The 17,905-nt window shown below is 51.6% G+C and carries 16 protein-coding genes; 5 read left to right on the top strand and 11 right to left on the bottom strand.

The features are described 5' to 3' along the window. Window positions 1–5 precede the first annotated feature (5 nt). The 7 genes from RHOM_RS00600 to RHOM_RS00570 form a co-directional block, all read right to left on the bottom strand. The gene (locus tag RHOM_RS00600) at window positions 6–1,598 is read right to left on the bottom strand and encodes a DEAD/DEAH box helicase (protein WP_044024743.1); all 1,593 of its coding nucleotides are present in this window, start codon (window positions 1,596–1,598) and stop codon (window positions 6–8) included. 312 nt (window positions 1,599–1,910) lie between these two features. After that, window positions 1,911–3,548 carry a tetratricopeptide repeat-containing diguanylate cyclase gene (locus RHOM_RS00595; RefSeq protein ID WP_014078333.1) on the bottom strand — a complete coding sequence of 546 codons (1,638 nt, stop codon included), beginning with the start codon at window positions 3,546–3,548 and terminating at the stop codon, window positions 1,911–1,913. Window positions 3,549–3,630: 82 nt separating this feature from the next. After that, complete coding sequence (locus tag RHOM_RS00590; RefSeq protein WP_044024741.1) at window positions 3,631–4,413, bottom strand: M23 family metallopeptidase; 783 nt, start codon at window positions 4,411–4,413, stop codon at window positions 3,631–3,633. A 74-nt stretch (window positions 4,414–4,487) separates the two neighbouring features. Further along, a complete protein-coding gene (locus RHOM_RS00585) occupies window positions 4,488–5,411 on the bottom strand; it encodes a SpoIID/LytB domain-containing protein (protein WP_014078331.1) in 924 nt (307 codons plus the stop codon). Window positions 5,412–5,477: 66 nt separating this feature from the next. Next, a complete protein-coding gene (locus RHOM_RS00580) occupies window positions 5,478–6,257 on the bottom strand; it encodes a hypothetical protein (protein WP_014078330.1) in 780 nt (259 codons plus the stop codon). A gap of 22 nt (window positions 6,258–6,279) precedes the next feature. Beyond that, window positions 6,280–7,158, bottom strand: coding sequence for a 16S rRNA (adenine(1518)-N(6)/adenine(1519)-N(6))-dimethyltransferase RsmA (rsmA, locus tag RHOM_RS00575; RefSeq protein WP_014078329.1), 879 nt, complete (start codon window positions 7,156–7,158; stop codon window positions 6,280–6,282). Further along, a complete protein-coding gene (locus RHOM_RS00570; protein WP_014078328.1) occupies window positions 7,146–7,565 on the bottom strand; it encodes a hypothetical protein in 420 nt (139 codons plus the stop codon). Before RHOM_RS00570 ends, rsmA begins: the two co-directional genes overlap by 13 nt. A 443-nt stretch (window positions 7,566–8,008) precedes the next feature. Here RHOM_RS00570 and RHOM_RS00565 point away from each other — a divergent pair, with 443 nt between their 5' ends. Both RHOM_RS00565 and RHOM_RS00560 read left to right on the top strand, forming a co-directional pair. Further along, window positions 8,009–9,304 carry a putative DNA modification/repair radical SAM protein gene (locus RHOM_RS00565; protein ID WP_014078327.1) on the top strand — a complete coding sequence of 432 codons (1,296 nt, stop codon included), beginning with the start codon at window positions 8,009–8,011 and terminating at the stop codon, window positions 9,302–9,304. A 40-nt stretch (window positions 9,305–9,344) separates the two neighbouring features. After that, entirely contained in the window at window positions 9,345–10,133 is a 789-nt protein-coding gene (locus RHOM_RS00560; protein WP_014078326.1) for a TIGR03915 family putative DNA repair protein, read from the top strand. Window positions 10,134–10,146: 13 nt separating this feature from the next. On the opposite strand, the gene RHOM_RS00555 is transcribed toward RHOM_RS00560, so the two are convergent. The 3 genes from RHOM_RS00555 to RHOM_RS00545 form a co-directional block, all read right to left on the bottom strand. Next, window positions 10,147–10,923, bottom strand: coding sequence for a TatD family hydrolase (locus RHOM_RS00555; RefSeq protein WP_014078325.1), 777 nt, complete (start codon window positions 10,921–10,923; stop codon window positions 10,147–10,149). 91 nt (window positions 10,924–11,014) lie between these two features. Next, window positions 11,015–11,638: a response regulator gene (locus RHOM_RS00550; RefSeq protein ID WP_014078324.1), complete on the bottom strand. Its 624-nt coding sequence runs from the start codon at window positions 11,636–11,638 to the stop codon at window positions 11,015–11,017. A gap of 30 nt (window positions 11,639–11,668) precedes the next feature. Further along, the gene (locus tag RHOM_RS00545; RefSeq protein WP_014078323.1) at window positions 11,669–12,793 is read right to left on the bottom strand and encodes a sensor histidine kinase; all 1,125 of its coding nucleotides are present in this window, start codon (window positions 12,791–12,793) and stop codon (window positions 11,669–11,671) included. A gap of 224 nt (window positions 12,794–13,017) precedes the next feature. Here RHOM_RS00545 and RHOM_RS00540 point away from each other — a divergent pair, with 224 nt between their 5' ends. From RHOM_RS00540 to RHOM_RS00530, 3 genes are read left to right on the top strand one after another with little or no spacing between them, the layout of a single operon-like run. Next, a complete protein-coding gene (locus RHOM_RS00540) occupies window positions 13,018–13,959 on the top strand; it encodes an ABC transporter ATP-binding protein (protein ID WP_014078322.1) in 942 nt (313 codons plus the stop codon). Window positions 13,960–13,970: 11 nt separating this feature from the next. After that, a complete protein-coding gene (locus tag RHOM_RS00535) occupies window positions 13,971–15,167 on the top strand; it encodes an ABC transporter permease (protein WP_014078321.1) in 1,197 nt (398 codons plus the stop codon). Beyond that, the gene (locus RHOM_RS00530) at window positions 15,154–16,320 is read left to right on the top strand and encodes an ABC transporter permease (RefSeq protein WP_014078320.1); all 1,167 of its coding nucleotides are present in this window, start codon (window positions 15,154–15,156) and stop codon (window positions 16,318–16,320) included. The genes RHOM_RS00535 and RHOM_RS00530 overlap by 14 nt, the downstream gene beginning before the upstream one ends. 590 nt (window positions 16,321–16,910) lie before the next feature. On the opposite strand, the gene RHOM_RS00525 is transcribed toward RHOM_RS00530, so the two are convergent. Next, a complete protein-coding gene (locus tag RHOM_RS00525) occupies window positions 16,911–17,795 on the bottom strand; it encodes a hypothetical protein (protein ID WP_014078319.1) in 885 nt (294 codons plus the stop codon). Between the last annotated feature and the right edge of the window lie 110 nt (window positions 17,796–17,905).

The following is a 17,905-nucleotide window of genomic DNA, read 5'->3' as shown; positions in this document are numbered from 1 at the left end:
TAAATCTACCTTTGATTTGCCGGTTCCATATTGACAGAGCGCCCTTTGATCTTGGTGTTCTTCATTCCCTCGAGGACTTCTCTGCCGTACTCTCTCGGCACCTCCACGAAGGTATACTTGTCGTACATGTCGATCGCGCCGACCAGCTTGCCTGGCATGCCGGACTCCCCGGCGATCGCACCGAGAATGTCTCCCGGCTTGACGCGGTCTTTTTTACCGATGTTGATGAAGAGACGTACCATCCCTTCCTCCGCGCCGGTATTGTCGAAGTCGTAGTCATCCTCGCTGCCGTTGTCGAGATTGACCTGGCCGAGTGCCTGCTTCAAAAATGCCGCTGCAATATCCATTGCGGTGTAATCCGAAGCATTCACCTGGCGCTCGATCATGTCGATCATGTCCGACAGGTTCTCCTCGTCGATGATCCTGCCGATCTCCTCCATGACCTTCTCTGCCTTGATCTGTGCCACATCATCCGTTGACGGAATCGGCATTGCCACGATCTTGGTCTTGCAGTAGCGCATGATATCCTTCAGCTTGTAGACTTCTTTGCCCTTCACGAAGGTAAAGGCGCGTCCGGTCCGACCTGCACGTCCCGTTCTGCCGATCCGGTGCACATAGTATTCGTCATCCTGCGGAATGTCGTAGTTGAAAACGGCCTCCACATCATCGACGTCGATTCCGCGCGCCGCCACATCGGTCGCAATGAGGATCTCGGTCTTGCCGCTGCGGAATCCTTTCATCACGCGGTCACGCTGCGACTGCTTCATATCTCCGTGCAGTCCCTCTGCAAAATAGCCGCGTCCCTTTAATTCTTCCGCAAGTTCGTCCACCATCCGCTTGGTATTGCAGAATACCAGCGAGAGCTTCGGATTGTAGTAATCGAGAAGCCGCGTTAAGACTTCTACCTTGTCGCTACGCTTGACATCGTAGTAATACTGCTCAATGCTCGGAACCGTCAGCTCTTTTTTTACCACCTTGATGTTGACCGCATCGTGCTGATATTTCCTGGTAATATCGAGAATCGGCTTCGGCATCGTCGCGGAGAAAAGGATCGTCTGACGTCCCTCCGCCGGAATATACTCAAGAATCGTCTCGATGTCATCGCGGAAGCCCATGTTCAGCATCTCGTCCGCCTCATCGAGTACCACCGTGTGGATCGCATCACAGCGGATCGTCTTGCGGCGCAGATGATCCATCACGCGTCCCGGCGTTCCGACGATAATCTGCGCACCGCCCTTTAACGCCTTGATCTGGCGTCCGATCTCCTGTCCGCCATACACCGGAAGTACCTTGACCCCGTGCATATACTTGGCAAGTTTGCGGATCTCGTCCGCCACCTGAATGGCAAGCTCTCTGGTCGGAGAGAGAATGATTACCTGCGTCTTTCTGCTGTTCGGGTCTACCTTGTGAAGCACCGGAATACCAAAGGATGCCGTCTTACCGGTACCTGTCTGTGCCTGTCCGATCACATCCACGCCCGACATCACAACCGGAATCGCCTGGCTCTGAATCGGCGTTGCCTCCTCAAATCCCATATCCGCAATCGCTCTTAACACCTGAGGATATAAATCTAACTCATCAAATCTAACTGTTTCCATCTTTTTCCTTTCTGTCACGCCAGAGCCAATTCTCTGACGCATGCCCAGCACCGGCAGAAAGTGCCCACTTCTGCCGACTGCGCAGTATTTTGAATCATAGCACGGCATCTCTCTTTTGTCAAGAAATGCGCAAATCTCCGAACTTCTGTCTATGTAACCCAAATCCGCTCGCGGCTTTGGGCAATACTCCTATGAAAAGCAATCGACAGATGCGTACTTTACTTGATCTGTACTTTTTCATACTGCTGTGCTTCGGTAAAAGTAAAAGGCTCGATTGCGGATTTTCCGTTACAGTATATTCTATGCCGGAATCTATAAAAGTTTCCTCTCTTCTCCGTATCTCGCCTCTTTTGCATCCAGATGACCGAGCGAAATATTGTTGCGGCTGCGCTTTTTCACCTCGTAGAGCATCATATCCGCCGCATGCAGGAAATCCCAGCTCCGGCTTCCCTCCGGAGCCACGTCAAAACAGATTCCCTGCGAGATTGTGACAACCGGAAGCGCCTTCGAGCACACATGCTCGATCCGCCTGTCAAGAATACGCTCCCGCAGACTGTCCGCCATGGAAAAAACCTCGTCCTCCGTCTTGTACTCGTAAATAATGATAAACTCATCCCCGCCATACCGCGCACAGAAGGTATCGTGGCTCTGCATTTTCCGCAGCTCATCCGCAATCGCCACGATGCAGGCATCTCCCGCCTGATGGCCGTAGTTATCATTGTATTCCTTGAAGTAGTCGATGTCGAGAATCTCTACCGCAAATGCTCTATGGTCATCCCGCGTCCGCTCAAACGCACGCTCCAGATAATCATTCAGCCGGAACCGGTTCGCCAGCCGCGTCAGCGGATCCGTCTCGGACTTCTCCAGCAGACGCTCATTCGCTTTCTCCATCTCCCGCCGCTTCTCATTCGCATGTTCTAATGATCTGCGCACGGAGAGCATGTTGGCAATCATATAATGGTTCTCCCGATCCAGCGCCTCGGTCAGCTCATAGAACCGGCCCGCCTCCTCGAGATAAGCCGCCTCGTCCTGTTTCCTGCGGTAGCAGAGGATTTTTAAGGAAACTATTTTCCGCTGCAGATTCGCAATATTGGCGTTTTTCGTCAATTTTTCCAATACCGCCACGATGTCCCAGAAGACGTCTTCCTTATCGATCTCCAGCAACAGTCTGCACAGCCCGTACACGTCATCAAAGATATCCATAACCGCCATGTCCATATCCACAAGTCCGCGGATCTGCTCAATACATTCCTCACGAAGTGTGATTCTTCCCACGCGGTGATAATATTCCGCCTTAAAAATCAGCGCCGAGAGCCGCTCGATCTTCTGCATGTGCTCCCAGCAGACCTGATCCAGATAATCCATCTGTGCCTGCACGCGTTCATTCTGTTCCCGCTGCATAAAGCACCGCCCCAGACAGACCGCTACACAGCTCATCAGCCCGTAATAATTCGGGGTCTCCGGATATGCCTTGATATCGGAGGAGACTTTTTCAAAATATCTCTGCGCCTCATTCCACTGTTCGTTGCCCAGATAGAGGGTTCCGAGATTCAAGTTGATGACGTTTTCTTCGTTCGCCAGCTTATATTTTTTACAATAACCGAGTCCGGTCAGATAGTAATCCAGCGCAATCGGCGTATTTCCACGGTTCAAAAAGGCAATCGCAAGGATATTATAAGCCCTGGCAACCATGTCCCACTGCTCCGCCTGATCCAGATAGGTGATAGCTCTGGTAATGGTCTTAAGAAGCTGCTCGCCCTCATTGAGCACATAGTAGGTCTCGCCCGCATAATAGTAGGCAAACCCCAGAAGCTTTGGATCCCCCGTCTGTTTTGCATATTGTTCGATATCCGCACAGTATTTCAATGTTTTCTCGGCATCGGCGCCGCGGTTCTGCATCACTCCGTCCACCCACGCCATCACAGCTTTACTGTATTCCTTGAATTCCATGTACCGATTCCTCCCTTATCTCTTGTTTCATTATAATGAAGAAATCCAACATATTCAAGAACCGGTGTCTTCCTTTTACAAACTAGCTCTGAAAAAATGCTACCGGATCGACAGGCTGTCCGTCTTTTTGCAGCGCAAAATACAGATTGCTGCCCTCCACCGAATAATATTTCGTCGGCTCTGCCACGTAGCCCAGCACATGGCCGGATTCCACATAATCACCCACCGCAAAGTTCGGCTCCTTTAACTGTCCGTAGATCGCGCGGTAGCCGTCACCCAGATCGACCGTCATCGTACAGCCAGTCTCCTCGTTGTTGGAGAGACCGATGACTTTTCCCTTTGCGACGGAATATACCTTATTGTTGACCTCTCCCGCGATAATCACCGCCGGATTGTATTTGTACTGGTCCAGCGTCGCAAAGTATATGGTAGAATCCATGCTGTAATTTAAGATCACATTTCCCTCCATCGGCCAGAGCATGCCGTCCTCCGGATCAAAATGAAGGGCATTGACCCCTGCTCCCGTCTCTGCGGTCTCATTCTCCGCTTCTTTTTCCACCTGCGCCACTTCCGTACTCTCTGTCGTCTCTGCCGCTTTCTGCTCCAGCTTTTCCGTCTCCGCGGTCTGCTCCGGCGGAATAACTGCGGATGCCTGTGCTGTCTGTTCCGTACTTTCCGTCGCAGCGACAAGTCCGGCTTCCTCCGGTGTGTTTTCCTGTGCCAGTTCTTCCTCCAGCTGTTCGCGCTGCTGTTGTTCATGATCGCTGTAAATTACCGTGGTCGCAACTGCTGCCGCAATCACAATCGCCCCCGCAATCACATATTGTTTACGCCCGAGGAATGCCCAAAATCTGCTTTTTCTCATTTTTTTCACCATCCATATTATTTATTTTTATTCCTATTGTTCCCCCTGCACGGATGGTTTATGCAGAGCGTCGCCTATTTTATCTGATCCGCTGTCACAAGCGTTGTTCCCGGAAAAAAATATTGTAAAATCTCCTCGTAAGAGGTTCCTTCCTGCGCCATCGCGCGCGCCTCATTCTGGCTCAGTCCGTACCCGTGTCCCAGTCCCCTTGTCACGATCCGCACATTTTCCCCCATCTGCGTGATCGTAAAACACGCGGAATTCCAGCCCATCGCCTCACGGAACGCTTCCCCGGTGCAGACATACTCCCCCAGCATGACCTGCTGTACATAGCCCGCCGCATCCCGCTCTGTAACCTGGATCTCAGACACCGCGGACACGTCTGCCTCCGCAAAATGCTCCCCGCACCGCTTTAAAATGTCCGTTTCCTCACAATAAATGACCGAGAGCGTGCCCTCCGCCGTCAGATCCGCCGGGCACTCCACCGCGGGAAGATATGGCACCGCCGCTTCCGCCGACCGGCTCATATCTCTCGTACTTCCTGCACTGATCGCATGATATGCAGCATACGCATAGCCACCGTTCCAGGAGAGCACCTGCCCACTCGTCTCCTCCACGCACGTCTCAAGCCGTTCCATGGTCTTTTCATATGTTTCCCCCAGCGCCTGCCTTAATTCTTCCTCCGAAAAAGCAGCCGGCTGTTCCTCCCCTCTCGCCGCGGCATCATACAGTGTTGTCCGCGCAATCACGCACTGCGCCTTAAGCGCCGCATCTTCCGCGTCCGCACGGATCTCCTTCGCCAGAATCAGGGGCAGCTGTTCCTCCAGTTCCTCCCCGCCCTCTCTTTCTGCCGCCTCCGTCATCGCGTCGTACGTGCCGTATATCACTTCCTCCAGTCGCATACGCTGACATATTATCGTAACAAAAAGCGGCAATAATATGCCGATCAGCGCGAAAGTAAGCATTCTATCAATATAGTATTTCCATTTTTTCCGCATAAAAAAATCTCCTTGTCCATTATTATATGAACCAAGGAGATCTTCCATTCCCACAAAGCCGCGGCACTAGTTCAGACTCTGCATAATTCCGAATGTCAGTGAAAAAACTTTATAAAACGAATAGAAAAAGTATGCCACGGTCACTCCACTGTAAGCGATGGTATAGATGATCGGGAACGTCATTTTTCTCTTAAGCACATGTGCTCTCCAGATGTAATAGCCCGGTCTTAAGAAAATCGCAAACAACACCAGACCGGTGATCTTGTATTTCTGATTGCTGATTTTTATAATATCCAGAATCAACAGCACAAGCATCGCCACAAACAGCAGATTGGAAAACATGGAAAGCATCTGCACCGGGCTGCCAAGGCTCACGGATCCGTCGAGATAAGCGTCTATTCCTTCCCCTGCCATCGCATTCCATGTCGCGCCAAATACCACAAAATTGATAATAATCTGCGCCATAAAGATCACCAGGAGAATATTGCACAGAACATCGGATACCGGTCCGTGCTGCTCCTGCGGATACGGATTGCCCTGCCAGTTTCCGTAATTCGGCTGCTGATACGGGTTCTGACCGTTTCCGTAATTCGGCTGCTGATATGCATTCTGGCTGTTTCCGTAATTCGGCTGTTGATTCATGTTCTGTGCATTTCCGTAATCCGGCTGCTGATATGCATTCTGGCTGTTTCCGTAATTCGGCTGTTGATACGGGTTCTGACCGCTTCCGTAATTCGGCTGTTGCGGCGCGTTCTGCCGGTTCTGATACATTTTCGTATCCTCACCGTATGTTCTGGGCGCCTCGCTCCCGTTCCATCCATTCTGATTGTTCTGCTGTCCATCCATTGTCTGTTTCCCCCTATTCTCTCTATACCTGCTGCTTCATTCTGCGTCCGATAATATTCGAGAGCGCCGCAAACTGTTCCAATGTAAGCGCCTCTCCACGGATGGTCACCGGCACGCCAAGCTCCTCAATGCTTTCCTGAATCACTTCCTTGGAGAGATGAATCTCCGGCGAATTATTCAGACCGTTCGCAAGCGTCTTGCGTCTCTGGTTAAAAGATGCCCGGATCAGCCGGAACATCAGCTTTTCATCCTCCACCTGCACCGGCACGGTCTCATGACGCGTCAGCCTTATCACCGCGCTGCCGACATTCGGCCGCGGCATAAAGCAGTTCGGCGGCACGTTTGCGATAATCTCCGGCTTTGCATAATACTGCACCGCCAGCGAGAGCGCACCGTAATCCTTCGTCCCCGGTCCGACCTGCATCCTGTCTGCGACTTCCTTCTGCACCATGATCGTAATGCTGTCAATCGGCACATGGCTCTCAAACAGCCCCATGATAATCGGCGTAGTAATATAATACGGAAGATTTGCCACCACCTTGATCGGTTTCCCGGCATTCTTCTCCTCCGCGAGCTTTACAATATCCAGCTTCAAAATGTCCTCATTGATAACCGTCACATTGTCATAAGCGCTAAGCGTGTCCGCCAGAATCGGGATCAGGTTCTGATCGATCTCCACCGCCGTCACCTCTCTGGCATTTTCACACAGATACTGGGTCATCGTGCCGATGCCCGGTCCGATCTCCAGCACAAAGTCATCCTTCGTAATGCCCGCCGCCTCAATAATGCGCTCGAGCACATGGGTATCAATGAGAAAATTCTGTCCGAACTTTTTCTGAAAATTAAAATGATACTTCTGCAGAACCGTAATCGTATTCTGCGGGATTCCTAATGTTGCCATGCTGCCAGCACCTCATCATACAGTCTGTCCAGAAACTCTGCATAGAGCGCGCGAAACGTCTCGTGAAACGTCTGCGCCACCGATGCATCTCCCTTTCCGGTAAGCTTTGACTCCTCATAGAGCGCAAACGCCGTCTCATAAAGCTCCGGATTCTTATCGTAAAAAACTTCCGTCAGTCCGTCCTCAAATGTAAACTGTGCCTCCTGCGAGAGATTTTCCTTAAAATCTTCCCGTGAGATCAGCCCCTTCTCCTCGTAATCCGAGAGGTAGATGTGACCGTCCGCGGACTTCACAAAATCCGTGAACGCCTCGCGCACATCCTCGTATGTCACCGGCTGATAATTCTCGTTCCAGTATTTGTCAAATGTTTCCCGATCCGGGAACTGCTCAAAAATATCTGTATCCATCTTTCTCCATTCCAAAGCCCGTCCGAGGGCTTCTATCTGTACGACTCCGCTCTGGCAAAAGTCACGTCTTCGCAGTGCTCGTCCAGGAAATCATAGATTTCCCGGACTGACGGGCATTCGCCCTATCATCCGTCTAAAGTCTCCGATGCCCGCTCCGGCAAATGTCACGTCTTCGCAGTGCTCGTCCAGGAAATCATAGATTTCCCGGACTAACGGGCATTCGCCCTATCATCCGCAACAGTCGCGAGATATAGCCTGCAAGCAGGCATATCTCGTGACTGTCACGTCTGGCACTGCTCATTGCTTACGTACATTATACCATATACCCACTGTCCAAGTGAACCATAATCTTTCTCGAACAAATATTCGATTTCATCTTGCTTTTGTCGAACATATGTGCTATTCTTTAACCGAACATTTGTTTTGCCAGGAGGTGTTTTCACATGAACATTCAGCAGAATCTCTCCCTCATGGAGAAGCTTGCCATCCTTACCGATGCCGCGAAGTACGACGTGGCATGTACCTCAAGCGGCGCCGACCGCAGGGGAGACGGCAGGCACATGGGGAATTGTCTGGCTCCCGGCGTGTGCCATGCATTTGCTGCAGACGGAAGATGCATCTCCCTGCTCAAGATCCTGTTCACCAACGAGTGTATTTTTAACTGTGCCTACTGCCAGAACAACTGCAACTCCGACGTCCCCCGCGCCTCCTTTACCCCGGATGAGATCTGCACGCTCACCATGGAATTCTACCGGCGCAATTATATCGAGGGTCTGTTCTTAAGTTCCGGCATCCTCATCAGTCCGAATTACACCATGGATCTGATTTACCAGACGCTCTACCGGCTCCGTACCGTCCATCACTTCAACGGCTACATCCACGTAAAAGCGATTCCCGGCGCTGACCCGGCACTGATTGAGAAAGCAGGGTTTCTTGCGGACCGCATGAGCATCAATCTTGAGCTTCCCACGGCAAACGGACTGAAGCAGCTTGCTCCCTGCAAATCAAGACACACGATTCTCTCCCCCATGCGCCAGATCCAGAATGGCATCACGGAGAACCAGAATGAACTGATGGTCTACCGCAAAGCGCCGAAGTTCGTGCCCGCCGGGCAGAGCACACAGATGATTATCGGTGCTACCCCGGAGAACGACTATCAGATTATGCGTGTGTCCGAGGCACTCTATGAGAAGTTTCATCTGAAGCGCGTTTTCTACTCTGCATTCATCAATGTCAACGGCGATTCGTCACTGCCGGTGCTCCCCGGCGGACCTCCGCTGCTGCGCGAGCACCGCCTGTACCAGGCAGACTGGCTGCTGCGCTATTACCGCTTTCATGTGGATGAGCTTCTGTCGGAAGACCGCCCGAACTTTAATATTTATCTGGATCCCAAGTGTGACTGGGCATTGCGTCATCTCGACACATTTCCGGTCGAGATCAACCGCGCCAGTTATCAGACTCTTCTGCGCGTACCCGGAATCGGATACAAGTCCGCCCAGCGGATCGTCGCCGCCAGACGGGATACCGCGCTCACCTATGACGATCTGAAAAAGATCGGCGTTGTGCTAAAGCGCGCCCTGTATTTCATCACCTGTTCCGGCCGGATGATGTACCGCACGAAGCTCGACGAGGACTATATCTGCTCTCATCTCATGGCAGACCACACGCAGGTTCCAACGGAGCTCCGCAACAGCGGTTATCAGCAGTTGTCGCTGTTTGACACCGGGCTTGCCCTGTGAGCCCACCGCCCTGATTACACATAGAAAAGAGGTATTTTACATGTATGTATTTATCTGTGAGGACAGTCTTGAAGGTATCTTTACCGGTGTCTATGACGCCTGCGCAAGCCGGCTCGGTCACCGCAATATCCGGCTTGCCACCGGAGAACCGGAGAATTACGAGCTTTTTTCCGAATATATTCACGTAACTCCTTCCGCGGATAAGACCGGCAAGGTGATCCGCACCATCACGTCCCGTTTCGGCATGCAGTTCTATGAGTCGATCTATCAGGCAGCAATGTCCGGCGAGCCATCCTCCGGCAGGAAGATGGACAAGGCAGACGCCATCTATGAGACCATCCTCCTCGCACTCGCAAGCGGAGACGGTCAGAAAGTGCTTCTTTCCTTAGGCGAACCGTGTGTCTACCGGATTTTTGAGCTCTGCCGGGCGACCAACCGCGAAGCCTGCCATCATCTCGAATTTCTGCGCTTCTCCGAGCTTGAGAACGGCGTTCTCTTTGCCACGATCCATCCGAAGGACAACGTCCTTCCCTATCTGGCAGAGCATTTCACCGACCGTCTGCCCTCCGAGAACTTTATGATCTATGACGCCACACATCAGTCTGTCGCGGTGCACAAAGCGCTTTCCAGCTACATTCTCACAGATGCCGCAGATCTGGATCTGGAGAAAGTCAGCCGGTATTCCTCCGACGAGGAAGCCTTCCGGCAGCTCTGGCTGACCTTTTTTGATCACATTGCCATAGAATCCCGCAAAAATCCGGGCTTGCAGATGCAGTTAATCCCGAAGCGCTATTGGGCAGACACCCCGGAATATTCCCGCTTCTGCTGATTCGGGCAGACACCTACCGGACGCCGAATACACGGCAGGCATTTTCCCAGGTCGTCTGCTCCACCTCCTGCACAGAGACGCCTTTGATCTCTGCAATCCTGGCAGCCACATAAGAGAGGTTGGAGGAATCGTTGCGGGTTCCCCGGTGCGGCTCGGGCGCCATATACGGGCAGTCCGTCTCCAACAGAATGTGTTCCAGAGAGATCTGCTCCACCGTCTGCCTGAGTTTCTTTGCATTTTTAAAGGTAACCACACCGCCCACACCAATGCAGTATCCCATCTTCACGTACTCTTTTGCCTGCTCCGGCGAGTACGAGTAACAGTGAATGACACCGGGATGTTCCCGGAATCTTCCGGTCTCTTTTAAGATCCGCATGGTATCCTCCGCCGCGTCACGCGAGTGGATAATTACCGGGAGATCCGTCTCCCCGGCAAGTGCAAGCTGGCGCACGAACCATTCCCGCTGCGCTGCCTGTACTTCCGGCTCCTTGTCCCAGTAATAATCCAGACCAATCTCTCCCACCGCTACCGTCTTCGGATGTGCCGTCTGCGCTTTGAGCCAGGAATATGTCTCCTCGTTCAGCCCGTCAATATCGCTCGGATGCACACCCACGGCGGCATAGATGTAATCATACGCCTCCGCCAACGCGAGCGTCGTCCTCGTCGTCTCAATGGACGCACCGACGTTAATCACCCTCCCGATTCCCTTTTCCGGGAGCCCAGCTAATAATTGCTCTCTATCCTCATTAAATACTTCATCATCATAATGTGCATGTGTCTCAAATATCATTGTTTTCCTCATCTTCCCTGTTGCTGCATTGCCGTCTCTTTCATGTCGCTGTCTGTCGGCACAGCTTCTGTGCGATTGCTGTACCGCCGGCTCAGCCGCAGTTCTTATAATAAAAGACTGCCAGCTGTGTGCGGTCTCGTAACTTTAATTTATCCAGTATGGTGCTGATATAATTGCGCACCGTACCCTCGCTCAAATACAATTTTTCTGCAATCTCCCGGTTGCTTAAGCCTTCTGCCACCAGTTCAATAATGCCCTGCTCCTTCTCACTGATGTCGTAATCATGATAGGAAAAGCTGCCTTTTCCTGCCAGAAGCACCGGAATTTTTCCCATAATCTGTCCGCCGAATACACTCTGCCCGCCGTAGACAGCCTTGAGTGCCGGAACGATCGACTCAAAGTCCTGTTTCAGCAGATACCCCTTCGCTCCCATATTCAGTGCCTTTACAATGTATTCGTCATCGGAAAAGGTTGTCAAAAACAAAATTTTTGCCGCTTGATCTTCTTTTAAGATACATTCAGCTGCATCCAATCCGGACATTCCCTGCATGCGGATATCCATCAGCAGAATATCAGGATGCTGCTCCCGATAAAGCCGGATGGCGTCATCTCCCGCCTCTCCAAGACCCACGACCGTAATCTCCCCGTCAGCTTCCAGAATCGTTTTTAGGGATACTGCCACCAGTTTATCATCATCAACCACCAGAACTCTCATTTTTCTCTCTCCCAGCCTTCATTACCGTATCTACATTTTATCCCTCTTGGGAATCGAAATAAAGATCACAAATCCCTTTTCCGTATGAATCCGGAAGGTTCCGCCCAGTGCCTGCACGCGCTCCTTCATATTAGAAAGACCAATCCCTTCCTTTCCGTCCATACGGACGACCTCTTCCTCCCACAATGGTCCGCTCTGTCCCTTTCGTCCCACCGTTCCGTTGTCCTCAACGGTCATCTGATAGAACGCCGGGTGCTCCCGCAAAATCACGGAGATCTTATCCGCATCGGAGTGTTTTGCAATATTCGACATGGCTTCTTTTACCGCTGTGATAAAGCAGTACTTTACATTGCGTGGAATCTCCGGAGACATATCGTAATCAACCGTGAGCTGATAGTGCTCCTTCATCTCACGGGTCGCCTCCGCAATGGACTGCCGCAGATCAATGGACTCATCGTGCAGATCGTGCACGCTCTCACGGATACTGTTCATCGCCTGATTTAACGTCTCCCCCACCCCGGCGAGCTGTCCGTGCAGCGGCTCCTCCTTATGAATCGTAATCAGTGCCCCCATCTGCAGAATACTTCTTGAAAGCATATGCCCCACATTATCATGAATCTCTCTTGCAATGCGGTTGCGCTCCCGCAGTGTCGCAAGGTAGATCTCATAATCCTGTTTTTCCATCAGGTTCTTGTTTTTTTCCTGCAGCACCAGATTCAATTCCGTGCTGGTATCCCGAAGACGGATCATCTCCTGTTCCAGATACAGAATTCTGCCCGTTCTGCACGCCAGCAATATCGCAGCCACGATCAGCATACCGTCCGCCGCCCACAAAAAGGGCTGCCGGATAATCTGTTCCCGATAGAAAAAAGCGAGCCCCGGAACACTCAAGAACCAGAGCCGCATCTCCTTTTTTTCCGCACAGTCATACAGAAGAACCGGCACGAAAAAACAGAGTTCCGGCAGGATAAAGCAGACCGCAAACATCCCCGCAAGGCACACACAATGCCATCGTCTGTTGTCCACACAGCTGCCATATGCCGCCGCAGTCATCGCCAACAGCAACGCTATGACCGGCGCTGCAAGCCTTCCCGACTGTCCCGCCATAAGCAGACCGCCGGCAAGCAACAGTCCTTTATCCACAATCCGCTTCATTCTACCCTCTCCCTGTCCACATATGCCGCCATATTTCCGGGATATCTTCCACTTTCCCGCACACGTTATGATAACCATATCATCATTACAGGGCTGCCGCCACATCTTTTTTGAAAAATAAGAGATTTATGACATTTGTCACATCAAACATCTGACGCTGCTCACTGGTACCGCCGGGCGTCACCCGCTATACTGTAATTACCATCAAATGAGGAGGATTTGTTATGTCAGTACCTGTTGTAGAAATAGAAAATCTGGTAAAACGCTATCAGGAGCTTGTCGCCCTCGATCACTTCAATCTCACAATTGAGGAAGGTGAGATCTTCGGTCTGCTTGGACCAAACGGCTCCGGAAAGACGACAACCATCAACTGCATCCTTGCACTGCTTGCCTTTGACAAGGGAACCGTCCGGGTCTTCGGCCGGGAAATGCGGCCGGACAGCTACGATCTGAAACGTCAGATCGGCGTTGTCATGCAAAATGTCGCTGTCTTTCAGGAATTGACCGTCTATGAAAACATTGATTATTTCTGTGGTCTGTATATCCGCGACAAAGCGCTCCGGCGCCAGTATGTGGAAGATGCCATCGATTTTGTCGGTCTCAACGATTTCCGCAAATTTTATCCGAAAAAGCTTTCCGGTGGTCTGCTGCGCCGTCTGAATATCGCGTGCGGAATTGCCCACAAGCCAAAGCTCATCATTCTCGACGAGCCGACTGTGGCGGTTGACCCACAGAGCCGCAATAAAATTCTGGAGGGAATCCAGGAGTTAAACCGCAATGGCGCCACGATCATTTACACTTCCCACTATATGGAGGAGGTGGAGCAGATCTGTACCCGGATCGCCATTATGGACAAAGGCAAAAATCTTGCCATTGGAACCACGGAAGAGTTAAAACGAATGATCAAAAAGAGCGAGATCATCTCGATTGATATTCTGGATCTTCTTCCTGCGCAGATTGCAGCGATCCGTGACATAAAGCACGTCTATGAGGTGACCTTTGAACATCACTGCTTAAAAGTGCTGTGCAGCGGCGGTTCCCACAATCTGCCGCACATTCTGAACTATCTGCAGGAACAGAATGTGTCTTTCGGAAGAGTCTATTCCGAACTTCCGACCTTAAATGACGTCTTTCTGGAAATTACCGGAAAAGAACTTCGTGATTAGGAGGTACCACCATGTTTTTTCATACGATGAAATATACACTGCTTAATCTGCTGCGGGATAAAGGTCAGGTATTCTGGTGTGTCGCTTTTCCACTTCTGCTCGGAACGATGTTCCATTTTGCATTCGGCGGACTGGGAAGTGGCGAAAGTTTTTCCGCCATCCCGGTTGCAGTTGTGATGCAAGAGGAATCCTCCGAGCTGCGCTCCATGTTTGATTCCCTGTCCAAACCCGGCGAAGATCAGTTCCTTGAAGTTACCTATGCTTCCGCTGCGGATGCCAGTGAACTGCTGAAAGCAAAAGAAGTCTACGGCATCATTACCGCTGATCTGCCAACCGTTTCCGATTATAGAAATGCCGCATCCGCCAAGGATGTTTCCACGTATCCTCTATCGCTGACACTCTCCGCAGAGATGACTTCCGATCCTCTGTACCAGAGTATTTTAAGTGTGCTTGTGGATCGTTTCAACATAGAATACAGTGCCATCGCCCAGGCCGCAATGAAAGATCCCACGAAGCTTCCGGCACTGCTTGATGCGGTTTCTACGGAAGTCAGCTATATCCGGCACGAATCCCTTGGTGCCGGCTCCGTGGATGAATCCCTTACTTACTTTTTCAATCTGATTGCCATGACCTGCCTCTATGCTGCCATGATCGGCAACACGCTCGCCATCTCCAATCAGGCAAATCTGTCAGATCTGGGTGCCAGACGCAATGTCTCGCCGGTTCCCCGGCTGCTTGCCACCCTCGGTGATCTGACCGGAGCTCTGATTTTTGAGTTTTCCTCCTTGCTGATCACCATTGCCTATCTGACACTGGTTCTTAAGGTTGATTTCGGAAACCATCTCGGCGGTGTGGCGCTGACCTGCCTCTGCGGTTGTCTTGCCGGGCTGAGTCTGGGATTTCTGGTCGGTTGTATCGGGCAGTTTTCCAAAGAGACCAAGTTTGGTTTCCTGATGGCTGCAATTATGATCTGCTGCTTTTTAAGCGGTCTGATGATCGGAAACATGCGTGCACTTGTGGAAGATTTCTGCCCGCTGCTCAACCGCATCAATCCTGCAGCTCTCATCTCCGATGCGCTGTATTCACTCGTCGTGTACCCGTCCTACACACGGTTTTTTACAAATATCGCAGGACTCCTGTTACTCTCGGCACTTTTCTGTCTCGGCGGTCTTGCACTGGTAAGGAGGAAAAAATATGCCAGTCTTTAAAGCATTTTTCGCAATCGCAAAAAAACGGCGAAATGCCGCATTGATCTATTTGGGCGTCTACGCGGTGATCACGCTGCTGCTGTCGGCACTCTCGCAGGATTCCATCAACGAGAACTTCAAAGCCAGCCAGCGCTCTATCGCCATCACAGATGAAGACAACACGGATGCAAGCCGCGCTCTGTGCGATTACCTCGCATCCATCCACCAGGTAACAACACCGGAGCCTGGAGAGGACACCGCACTGTTAGATGCAATCTACTACCGCACGCTCAACTATGCCATGGTCATCCCGGAAGGATTTGAAGACCGGGTGCTCGCCGGCGAGACCAAAGACCTTGTCTCCTCCCTGACAATTCCGGGAAGCAGCAGCAGCCAGTACGTGGACAACCAGATTACGCAGTATGTGCAGGCACTGCAGCTCTACCTGGCGGGCGGTGACACCATTGCCGAGGCCATCGACCATACGGATCATACCATTTCCGACCTTCCCAAAGTCTCCGTCACATCTTTTCAGATGTCCGACGCCGACACCAACAGCATGGTTTTTTATTTTTTCCAGTATCTTCCGTATATCTTTCTGGCAATCCTGTTCGCCGGCATGGCTCCGATTCTGGTTACCTTAAACAGCCGCGACATGAAAGCCCGGACGGCGTGCTCCGCTCTTCCCGGAAGAACACGTACTCTTGCCATGGCATCCGGCTGTCTCCTGTACAGTCTCGGCATCTGGCTGCTCTTTCTGCTGCTTGGTCTCGTATTCTACCAGAAAGCCATGCTGCAGCCGTATGTCGGCTATGCAATCTTAAACAGCCTCGCTTTCCTGTTTTTTACGGCTGCACTCTCCCTGCTCATCTCGACGTTCTCGCCGGATGACAACGTATTAAATATGCTGGCAAATATCGTCGGTCTGTCCATGTCCTTTCTCTGCGGTGTCTTTGTCCCGCAGTCCATGCTCTCCGGTTCCGTACTTGCCGTAGGACGTTTCCTTCCCGCTTACTGGTACATCCGCGCCAACAATATGCTGGCGGGATTCGGAAAGGAAGTCTTCGACCTAGGCTTTTACTGGAAATGCATCGGCATCCAGTTCCTCTTTGCCGCCGCCATGTTCGCCCTGACTGCTGTCACTGCGAAACAGCGCAGGAGCACTGCCACATAGGCAGACAACGCTGTCCTTTGAAGTGCTAAGTCATATTATCCAAAACACATTCTATAGATTTCAGGTAGAACTGCATAGGAAAGATTTATTGAAAAAAATGTGTGCAGTTCTTCCAGCCGGATGACTGCATCTGATTTCGTGTCTCTTCCACGTTTGGACTCTCCCGGAGGGTGTCCGACAAGCCACAGACAATGAGCGGACTTTCTAGTGTCCCTAATGGCACCGCTTCACAGACAATATTAAACCGCGCGAACCGAAACTCGTTGGCATCTGCTATTGAAAATAGGGCAGATGCCAATTCAGACATCGGCTTCGCGCGGTTATGTTCTGCTCATTGGTGCCAATAAGGGACACACAAAAGTCCTAAAATTGTCTTCTGGCTTGCGGACACACTCCGCGGAGTGCTCCAAACTTGGAAAGACACGAATCATCGCAGATGCAGCCACCGGCTGGTTAGAAATGCCACATTTTTTGAACAAAATATTTCCTGTGCATTCTACCTAAAATCGAAAAGTGTGATTTTCTTATAATATGACTTAGCCTTCAAAGGACACCGCCTGCTTCATGGGGCAGTGTCCCTCGCCGTTTTGTTACACTGACACATCCACAGATGCGCCGGCAGCGGCTGGCGCTGTGTCCGATGCAGTTCCCGCTCCTGTACCTGCCGGCACGGCTCCCGCTGTCGCAACTGCAAGAGTTCCTCCGTCGGTAAGCGACATCTCCGCTTCCACTTCCGCCTCTGCCTCCGCTTCGATCTGATTCTGTGCCATCATCTCAAGTTCCGCCATCGACATTGCGGCATCACTGATATCCAGCGTAAATCCGCTGTCCTCACAATAAGAACTGCCGCCGCCAAAGCCTTTGCCAGCCTCGAGCTGTGACTTGATATATTTGAAATCCGCTTCCGCAATCTTACCCCGCTCCTGCGAGCGGTGTCTCTGCTGCTTCTGCGCTATCTCGTTCTTCTTTTTCTTCTGCCGAAGCACTTCCTGCGTATTCTCAATCGATACCTTCTGCTTGAGTTGACGCTCTTTCTGTGCCACACGGCGCTTCACTTCATGTTCCTTCTTCTGGCTCTTACCGCTGTTTTCCTTCTGCGCAGACTGCTGCTCGCGCTCTTCCTCGCGCAGATTGCGCACTTTCAACTGCGCACAGCGCACCATCCGTCTCGCATGCGCAAGCGCATTCGCCACTTCCTTGGAATCATACTGTCCGGATGCCGCCGCACGCTGAAGCATAGACACCTTGCTCTTTGCACGGGTCAGCGCCGCGGATGCACTCTGCGGCTTCTTCGCCCGGAGCAGCTGTCCGGAAATATCTCTGTGATTATAATTGAGCTGTTTTTTCGAGGTTCCCCCTGAACTACTGACCCCCGCCATCTGCTCAAATGTATTTGTGCTTTTTCGGATGGAAAGTGTGCCTGTCATCGATGCCTGATTGCTCACACTTCCCGGTGCATTGATGCTGATTCCCATATCCACATTCCTCCCTGAATGTATCCCTGACTGAATCCGTTCATATGGTATACATCGGCTGAAATTGGATTTTTCGTTAGGTTTCCTGCATGAAACAGCGGATTTCTGTT

The sequence above is a fragment of the Roseburia hominis A2-183 genome, assembly GCF_000225345.1.
Lineage (GTDB): Bacteria > Bacillota > Clostridia > Lachnospirales > Lachnospiraceae > Roseburia > Roseburia hominis.
This window is presented reverse-complemented; position numbering and strand designations above follow the sequence as displayed.